The organism is Tepidanaerobacter sp. GT38, from assembly GCF_021991635.1.
Taxonomy (GTDB): domain Bacteria; phylum Bacillota; class Thermosediminibacteria; order Thermosediminibacterales; family Tepidanaerobacteraceae; genus DTU063.
In genome coordinates this window covers 1-8,694 of sequence record NZ_JAFFJA010000103.1, presented here as the reverse complement: position 1 = coordinate 8,694, position 8,694 = coordinate 1, and the positions used below count along the sequence as shown (strand labels likewise).

Annotated in this window: 11 protein-coding genes and 1 pseudogene; 11 read left to right on the top strand and 1 reads right to left on the bottom strand. The window is 38.5% G+C overall.

Features of this window, described 5'->3' with window-relative positions; translation table 11 throughout:
* Window positions 1-168: 168 nt before the first annotated feature.
* From gdhA to JT739_RS11610, 6 genes and pseudogenes are all read left to right on the top strand, one after another.
* Window positions 169-1,503, top strand: a complete 1,335-nt coding sequence (gdhA, locus tag JT739_RS11635; protein ID WP_237661297.1) for an NADP-specific glutamate dehydrogenase — start codon at window positions 169-171, stop codon at window positions 1,501-1,503.
* A gap of 39 nt (window positions 1,504-1,542) precedes the next feature.
* Window positions 1,543-2,043, top strand: a complete 501-nt coding sequence (locus tag JT739_RS11630; protein ID WP_237661296.1) for a hypothetical protein — start codon at window positions 1,543-1,545, stop codon at window positions 2,041-2,043.
* Window positions 2,044-2,188: 145 nt separating this feature from the next.
* Window positions 2,189-2,410 (top strand): PadR family transcriptional regulator, encoded by a 222-nt coding sequence (locus JT739_RS11625; protein ID WP_237661295.1) that lies wholly within the window; start codon window positions 2,189-2,191, stop codon window positions 2,408-2,410.
* Between the two features lie 158 nt (window positions 2,411-2,568).
* Window positions 2,569-2,910 (top strand): hypothetical protein, encoded by a 342-nt coding sequence (locus tag JT739_RS11620; protein ID WP_237661294.1) that lies wholly within the window; start codon window positions 2,569-2,571, stop codon window positions 2,908-2,910.
* Between the two features lie 10 nt (window positions 2,911-2,920).
* A complete protein-coding gene (locus tag JT739_RS11615; protein ID WP_237661293.1) occupies window positions 2,921-3,184 on the top strand; it encodes a DUF4180 domain-containing protein in 264 nt (87 codons plus the stop codon).
* Between the two features lie 59 nt (window positions 3,185-3,243).
* Window positions 3,244-3,548 (top strand): annotated as a pseudogene (locus JT739_RS11610) (DUF4180 domain-containing protein).
* A 62-nt stretch (window positions 3,549-3,610) separates the two neighbouring features.
* Here JT739_RS11610 and JT739_RS11605 read toward each other — a convergent pair.
* Window positions 3,611-4,051: an NUDIX domain-containing protein gene (locus tag JT739_RS11605; RefSeq protein ID WP_237661291.1), complete on the bottom strand. Its 441-nt coding sequence runs from the start codon at window positions 4,049-4,051 to the stop codon at window positions 3,611-3,613.
* Window positions 4,052-4,454: 403 nt separating this feature from the next.
* Here JT739_RS11605 and JT739_RS11600 point away from each other — a divergent pair, with 403 nt between their 5' ends.
* The 5 genes from JT739_RS11600 (at window position 4,455) to JT739_RS11580 (ending at window position 8,600) form a co-directional block, all read left to right on the top strand.
* On the top strand, window positions 4,455-5,006 hold the full coding sequence (locus tag JT739_RS11600) for a GNAT family N-acetyltransferase (protein WP_237661290.1): 552 nt from the start codon (window positions 4,455-4,457) through the stop codon (window positions 5,004-5,006).
* 116 nt (window positions 5,007-5,122) lie between these two features.
* Window positions 5,123-5,311 (top strand): hypothetical protein, encoded by a 189-nt coding sequence (locus JT739_RS11595; protein ID WP_237661289.1) that lies wholly within the window; start codon window positions 5,123-5,125, stop codon window positions 5,309-5,311.
* Window positions 5,295-6,338 carry a [FeFe] hydrogenase H-cluster radical SAM maturase HydE gene (hydE, locus tag JT739_RS11590; protein ID WP_237661288.1) on the top strand — a complete coding sequence of 348 codons (1,044 nt, stop codon included), beginning with the start codon at window positions 5,295-5,297 and terminating at the stop codon, window positions 6,336-6,338. Before JT739_RS11595 ends, hydE begins: the two co-directional genes overlap by 17 nt.
* Before the next feature lie 58 nt (window positions 6,339-6,396).
* The gene (gene hydG, locus JT739_RS11585; RefSeq protein WP_237661287.1) at window positions 6,397-7,815 is read left to right on the top strand and encodes a [FeFe] hydrogenase H-cluster radical SAM maturase HydG; all 1,419 of its coding nucleotides are present in this window, start codon (window positions 6,397-6,399) and stop codon (window positions 7,813-7,815) included.
* A 266-nt stretch (window positions 7,816-8,081) separates the two neighbouring features.
* Complete coding sequence (locus JT739_RS11580) at window positions 8,082-8,600, top strand: DUF2318 domain-containing protein (protein ID WP_237661286.1); 519 nt, start codon at window positions 8,082-8,084, stop codon at window positions 8,598-8,600.
* Window positions 8,601-8,694: the final 94 nt, after the last annotated feature.

Below are 8,694 nucleotides of genomic sequence, written 5' to 3'. Positions count from 1 at the left end.
TACAACAACTTGACACTATCGGAAAAAGGCGCTATATTGACAACATGGTAAAAAGCTGCTATACTATTTACCACGATAAACAAAGGTGTTTATCGGCATATTGGTATACATGTGTACCGGTGTGCTGGTAAGCGCCTTTTTTTTATATTCGATAGGAGGTTATAAACTATGTCATATACAATGAAAGTCCTGGAAAAAGTTATACAACAAAATCCAAATGAACCGGAATTTCATCAAGCAATTACAGAGACACTAACCTCGCTGCAACCTTTTGTAGATGCGCATCCGGAATATGAAAGGGCAGGTATTCTAGAGAGGCTATGTGAGCCAGAGCGCGTAATTATCTTTCGGGTTCCGTGGGTTGATGATTCTGGAAAAGTGCATGTAAATAAAGGATACCGGGTTCAATTCAACAGTGCCATTGGCCCGTATAAAGGCGGCATCCGTTTTCATCCGAGCGTATCATTAAGTATTATTAAGTTTTTAGGTTTTGAACAGGTTCTAAAGAATTCACTGACAGGATTACCTATGGGTGGCGGCAAAGGGGGCTCTAATTTTGATCCGAAAGGAAAATCTGAGCGAGAAATCATGGCTTTCTGTCAGAGTTTCATGACAGAGCTGTATCGCCATATTGGAGCAGATACAGATGTTCCCGCTGGAGACATAGGTGTTGGCGAACGGGAAGTTGGATTTCTTTACGGGCAGTATAAGCGTATAGTCAATTCGTTTACCAGTGTACTTACAGGAAAAGGGATATCATACGGTGGATCACTTACACGGACAGAAGCTACAGGTTACGGGCTGGTGTATCTGTTAGACGAAATGCTCCGTCAGCATGGAAACTCCATTGAAAATAAAACTGTTGTAGTGTCAGGTTCTGGTAATGTTGCCATATTTGCTGCTGAAAAAGCGCAACAGTTAGGTGGAAAAGTTGTTGCCTTATCAGATTCAAATGGTTTTATATATGATCCCGAAGGCATTGACCTCAGCGTTGTCAAAGAGATTAAGCTAATAAAACGAGGCAGGATTTATGAATATACCGATTACAGAAAGAAAGCAGTTTATACCGAAGGCAGCAGAGGTATTTGGGGTATAAAATGCGATATAGCTTTACCCTGTGCAACGCAGAATGAATTAAACGGGGATGACGCAAGAGAGTTGGTAAAAAACGGATGCTTTGCTGTTTGCGAAGGCGCAAACATGCCGTCTACCTCAGAGGCAATTAAAGTATTTTTGGAAAACAAGGTATTGTTCGTGCCTGGAAAAGCGGCAAATGCGGGAGGAGTTGCGGTGTCTGGTCTGGAGATGAGCCAGAATGCAATGAGAACCGCATGGACCTTTGAGAAAATAGATAGGAAGCTCAAAGAAATAATGATTAACATATATAACAACATTGCCAATGTCGCAAAGGAAGTGGGACAGGAAGACAATTTTGTTGTTGGTGCAAATATAGCAGGATTTAAGAAAGTTGCCGATGCAATGCTAAGACAGGGTATAGTTTAGTTTTATTTTATTTATTTGATTAATATGAGGAGGGGGACAATGAATTCAATAATGTGTAGGACTGTTTCAATGGGGAAGCCTATTATGGTTCCTTGCCTCATTCCGGTAAAGCACGACTCCACACCGAATTGTGTCAATGATCCATTTGTGATAAACGGCAAGTGCTTTAAAGTAACAGCAATGTCCTTTGGTTCTCCTCATGGTGCTGTATTTGTGGATGATATAGACGCTGTAGATGTTCAGGGAACAGGCTCAGCCCTTGGTACACATAGTCTATTTCCGAAAGGCGCGAACATTGTTTTCATTCAGATACTGGATAATGAAACCGTTAAAGCACGCCTTTGGCATTTGGAAAAAGGAGAAACCGATTTTTCTGCCGAAGCTGTTTGTGTTTCAGGCGTAACGGCTATGATGCTCAATAAAGTATTAACAGATAGAGTAAATGTTTACATGGGTGATAATGTGTTTCAGGTTCAATGGAATAGAGGCACATACGAAGTTCATTTGACAGGTGATTTGCTGGGAGCTCATGAAATGTAATATTTTATTTGTTATAGCGAGTTAAGGTAGATTCTTTAATACAGAAGGATAAGATAATTTATCAAACATATCAAATTCCCTTAAACGATAAGTTTAAGGGAATTTTTTATATTAACATATATGTTGTACAGGGAAGGTGCAGATAATGTCCATCAGTTTGGCAATATTAGGGTTACTAAGCTACAAACCAATGTCAGGGTATGATTTAAAAAAAATTATTCAGGACTCAAGTTTTATGTACTGGTCAGGAAATAATAATCAAATATATAAGGCACTATCAGAGTTACGTGATAAAGGCTTTGTAACTAATGAAGTAATACATCAAGATGGGGCACCCACAAAGAAAATTTATAAAATAACTGGCTAAGGCCTTGATGCTTTAAAAGAATAGGTTCTTTTGCCTTTTGGGCCCACTGAAATAAAAAAGCCGTTTCTACTTCATCTTGCATGGTCTAAACAACTCAATACTGAGGAATTGAAAACGCCATCGATGAATATTACCATCAGATAAAGGTGCAGTTATTGATGGAGCAAAAACAAAAGGATAAGAGTTTTTCAGCCAATAGAACTGCTTTAGAAGCGACGATATGGAGTTTTATTAAAGATAATATTATAAGGACATATGAAAATGAGCTGGCATGGATTGAAGATATGCGAGAAGCCATATCCAATATCCCCAATGAAAATGATGTAACAAAAAATGTAAAAGCAAAAGTTGACCTTTGTGAGGAAAAGAGCAACGGCCAAATAACATATACTGTGTGCAGTAATAGTAAAGTAACTTATGTTTATTTCAGTGATTCAAAAAACAAAATTGGGCAGGAAAGAAATATTTTAGGATATAGTTACAGCATTAGTAGAAAATAACACCCATTTTGTGCTGATAGATAGTGAAACACTTTTTAAGGATTTTTTTGCTTCTAATAGAGGATACCTGGGGACTTTGCTTCAAAAGTTTACTATGTATAATATCAAAGCTGCAATTATTATGAGAGACCAAAATAACTTGCAGAGTGAATTTATGGAAGCAATTGCTGAGAGCCAAAAGCGAGGAGTCCTTAAACTATTCGCGGATATCGAAGATGCAGAAAAGTGGTTTTTAAGTTTGAACAAAAAAAGTAAAGGGGAATTAAAACAATGAAATACACTTTTTTTGGGAAAAGTGATCCCATTGTATATATGGAAAGTGAAAATGTTTTAATAACAGATGCACAATCTGCTCTCGACCTTTTGGTTACAATGAAATATGAAAAAGGCTGTAGTGGAATTATTTTAGACAAAAAGGCTATATGTGAAGAATTTTTCATGCTTAGTAGCGGCATCGCCGGTGAAGTTCTACAAAAGTTTGTAAATTATCATACCAAGTTGCTGTTATCGGTGACTTTTCTAAGTATACAAGCAAGCCTTTACAAGATTTTATATTCGAGTGCAACAAGGGCAATGACATTTTCTTTGTAGAAAATCTGGATCAAGCTCTGCAAAGGTTGCTTTTGGCCAACTCATGAACCACGAGTATAAAGAAACCAGGCTCTATTACATCATGCCTGGTTCTATTATGCTAAATGAGTTAGCGGATAAAAGGCTGTAACGTTGGATTAAGGGCATCTTCCAACCATGAGGGATGCATTTTTAAGATATCCACTGGTAAACGGTCAACTGGGAAATAACCTAAATCCAGTGTTTCCGGTGAAACCACTTTCAGTTCCCCGCCTATTACCTCGGCTTGAAAACAACAAGTCACAAAATGTGTTACACGGCCATCAGGATAATGGAAAATTTGGGAACTTGGATCAGAGTAAACACCAATCAATCTGAGTATTTTTACTAAAAGGCCAGTTTCTTCAAGTACTTCTCTAACTGCGGCATCTTTAACTGTTTCTCCTGGCTCTACATGACCGGAAGGTATCCCCCAAAGGTTAATATCGGCCCTTTTTTGTAACAGTACCTCATTTTTTTCATTAAAAATAACTACAGCTACCCCCGGACGGATTTCTTTGACTTTGGTCATATTTTATTCCCCCTATGAAATATAATGGCCCGAAGAGAAAGTTTCAGCGCATACGAAACATGCTGAACCTTCCCCCTCGGGCCTTTTATGCCAGTAGGTGCCACCTGCTGCTGCAGGACCTGTAGCCCTCGGTCGCGGACCCTTAACCCTGTAAGGCGGAACCCTAGCTACCCTATCCCGGTTCATTAACGTATCTATTACATTTTAACACATTTGTATTGTAAAAGAAATAGACTGAAATTGTCTAGGATGCCGGTAAGGATTCCAGCAGAAACTTTTTATAGATCAAAACCGTCGAATAAATATAAGACCAAACTATAGAGAGACAGATGAATGATAAAAGGGTTGGAGGATAATGAAAAGAAAATTAATTTTATAGAGCTTTAGGAAGGAGTATAAGCGAATGCCACTTGTTTTCAGAGAATGCGTGATGGACGACCTAGTTACACTTCAAGAAATATCCTATAAAACATACAGCGATACCTTTGGTCACATGAACAAACCAACCAACATGAAAGCTTATCTTGAACAGGCTTTTAATATTGACAAGTTGCGCAATGAATTGTCAAATCCCAACTCAAGTTTTTATTTTCTTTATTCTGATGATAAACTTTTAGGTTATCTAAAACTAAATGAATATAAGGCCCAAACAGATATCTACGACCCCCAATCTTTAGAAATTGAAAGAATATATGTGTTAAAAGAATTTCAGGGTATAGGCTTAGGGAGTTTTTTAATAGAAAAGGCAATTGAAATTGCAAATGCACGAAAAAAATCATATGTATGGCTTGGTGTTTGGGAAAAAAACCATAAAGCTATTTCTTTTTATAAAAAGCATGGATTTTATGTAATAGGCCAACATCCATTTTTTATGGGAGAAGAAGAACAAACGGATTTTATTATGCGTAAAGATTTAAGGTCCAGCAGTGTGCTTCAAGAGGATGTTGAAAATTAAAATGAGTAGGCTGTATCATAGGACTTGCTGTTTTTTGAATATTTTAGTTGCATTGACAAACAACTTAAAAGAGTAATAAAATATAATTAGTACTGCTGAGTCAGAAGATGCATCTGATGACAAAGCGACCAACATTTTTTTCTGACGCCGAATACGAAGTTATTAGGCGGAAGGCACGGAATTTTTATAGTTACATATGCGATGTTTCTGCGCCTTTCGGAGGCGTATTTTTGTTTTTTAAAGCACTATATTCTAAAGTAACCGGCAAAATCAGAAATGAGGTTTATGATGAAGCAGCTCGTTGATAAGCTTTTTGAAACAAATAATCTTTCATCGGCAGAATACAAGGAATTGATTGATAACCGCACTCCTGAGCTTTCGGAATATCTTTTTGAAAAAGCAAGAGCCGTCCGAATTCAAAATTATAGACATGATGTGTATATACGAGGGCTTATAGAGTTTACAAATTACTGCAAAAACGATTGCTATTATTGCGGTATCAGAAAAAGCAACCGTAAAGCTGAGCGGTACCGATTGACCAAGGAACAGATCCTTGAATGCTGTTCAGTGGGATATGATCTTGGTTTTCGCACTTTTGTCCTGCAGGGAGGTGAGGATGGGTATTTTACGGATGAAAAAATAATTGACATTATCAGTTCCATTAAAGCTAAATATCCAGACTGTGCCGTTACACTTTCTATAGGTGAAAGAAGCTATGAAAGCTATAAGGCGTTTTTTGATGCAGGTGCAGATCGTTATCTTCTGCGCCATGAAACGGCTAATGCTGAACATTATGGAAAGCTGCATCCCAGATCTCTTTCCCTTGGGAACAGGAAGCAGTGTCTATATAATCTAAAAGAAATAGGCTATCAGGTGGGATGCGGATTTATGGTGGGCTCTCCGTTTCAAACCACCGATTGCCTTGTGGAGGATTTATTATTTATTAAGCAGCTAAATCCACATATGGTAGGCATCGGCCCATTTATCCCGCATCACGACACGCCATTTGGGGACAAGAAAGCGGGAACCGTTGAACTGACATTGTTTTTGCTTGGCATTATCCGCTTAATGCTTCCTGATGTTTTGCTTCCTGCTACGACTGCCCTTGGGACAATTCACCCTAAAGGGAGGGAACTAGGTATTCTCGCAGGGGCAAATGTCGTTATGCCCAACCTTTCACCCAAAAGTGTAAGGCATAAATATATGCTCTACGACAACAAAATCTGCACGGGAGACGAAGCTGCAGAATGCCTATACTGTATGAAAAGACGGATGGAAAGTATAGGTTATCGTATAACTATCTCTCGTGGAGATCATAAATCAATTCGTTAAAATTTATTATTACTGAAGGGGAAGATTTTTCTGACCCGATGAAGAAAGGGGTTTTATTATGTACGATCCAAAATCATCTAAAGCGGAAGAATTTATTTCACACGAAGAAGTTCTCGAAACGCTTAAATATGCTGAAGAGAACAAAAATAATGCTGGGCTCATTGATGACATCATTGAAAAGGCAAAGCTTTACAAAGGTCTTTCTCACAGGGAGGCCTCAGTTTTGCTAGCTTGTGAACTTCCTGATAAAAATGAAGAGGTCTTTGCACTTGCTAAACAAATCAAAGATGATTTCTATGGCAACCGTATTGTATTATTTGCGCCGTTGTACCTATCCAACTATTGTGTAAATGGCTGTGTTTACTGTCCCTATCATAGGACGAACAAACACATTACAAGAAAGAAAATGACACAGGATGAAATCCGCAGGGAAGTTATAGCACTGCAAGATATGGGCCATAAGCGCATTGCAATAGAATCCGGAGAAGATCCTGTGAATAATCCTATTGAATATATACTTGAGAGTATCGATACAATTTACAGTATAAAGCACAAAAACGGAGCTATCCGCCGCGTTAATGTCAATATTGCTGCAACTACGGTCGAAAATTATAAAAAACTTAAAGAGGCAGGTATAGGTACCTATGTGCTCTTTCAAGAGACTTACCATAAGGAAAGTTATGAAAGATTGCATCCAACCGGACCGAAACATGATTATGCTTACCATACTGAAGCTATGGACAGAGCAATGCTTGGCGGCATAGATGATGTCGGCCTAGGCGTATTGTTTGGCCTTGAAAACTATCGATATGAATTTGCAGCTTTGCTGATGCATGCGGAACATCTCGAAGCGGTATTCGGCGTCGGGCCGCATACTATAAGTGTACCAAGGATCCGACCTGCTGATGACATTGATCCATCGGTATTTGGAAATGCAATAAATGATGATATATTCGCCAAAATCGTAGCCTGCATTCGTATTGCTGTGCCATATACGGGAATAATCGTATCAACCAGGGAAAGCAAGGCAACAAGGGAACGCTTATTGAATCTTGGTGTATCACAAATCAGCGGCGGTTCCAAGACAAGTGTCGGGGGATATTATAACCCCGAGCCGGAAGATGAAAATTCAGCACAATTTGATGTAAATGACAGGAGAACCCTTGATGAAGTTGTAAAATGGCTGATGGAGCTAGGGTATGTTCCCAGCTTTTGTACTGCCTGCTATAGGGAAGGCAGGACTGGTGACAGATTTATGAGCCTCTGTAAGAGCAGGCAGATCCATAATTTCTGCCATCCCAATGCCCTTATGACCTTGAAGGAGTATCTGGAAGATTATGCCAAGCCGGAAACAAAGGCAGTCGGCGAGGTTCTTATACAAAAGGAGTTAGCTAGAATTCCAAATGATAAGGTCAGAAAGATTGTAGAAGATAAACTGGTTAAAATCAGCACGGGACTTCGAGATTTTAGGCTTTAGGGTAAACTCTTTTTAGTTCCATGGACAGCGGCTCTATTATTTTTAGGTTTGTTTACAATTAAGCTTTAAGTGCATGAAAAACGGCTTGAATACAGGGCTTTTCGGTGCTTTGCTATAGATGATGAGGCGGCACTGGAAAAACCTGTATTTTTTTATACTGTTAACGAAAACACATCTAAAACTTTTTGTGGAAAACTTTTTCTTCATAAAATCTCCACAAAAATATGCTAAATTACAGTGGTAAATAATATAGGGGCGGTATAAGAATGGGTAAATCAAGTTCAGCAAACAAAAAGGCAATAGCGGCACAGAAAACACATAAGAAAACATTTGTATTACTTAGTGTAATTGCAATCGTCATAATAAGCTTTATTATTGTCAAATTTGGTTTAAGTGGAGCAGATGAAGCGGGGGCTGTATCAGGTGATTTAAGAATACTCAAGAGTGAAGTCTCTGAAACTGTCAAATTTTATCCATATAAGGCAGGTAAGACAAACATGGAAGTCTTGGCTGTAAAAGCGAGTGATGGAACCATTCGGACGGCTTTTAATACTTGTCAGATATGTTTCGCTTCCGGAAGAGGTTATTATAAGCAGCAGGGTGATGAGTTGATATGCCAGAATTGCGGCAACAGATTCCAGCTTGACCAGATAGAAAAGATAAAAGGTGGTTGTAATCCGGTTCCTATTGTGAAAGAAAATAAAACTGAGGATGACGCAAGTATTGTGATCTCACAGGCTTTTATGGAAGAGAACAAGTGGATGTTCGAAAATTGGAGAAAGTAGGCTTTAAATGCCCACAGAAAGACCAACTATTAAAAGTCAAATAAAATATGTAAAAAAACTATAAATGAGATCCAACGGTTAATTGTAAAATTAA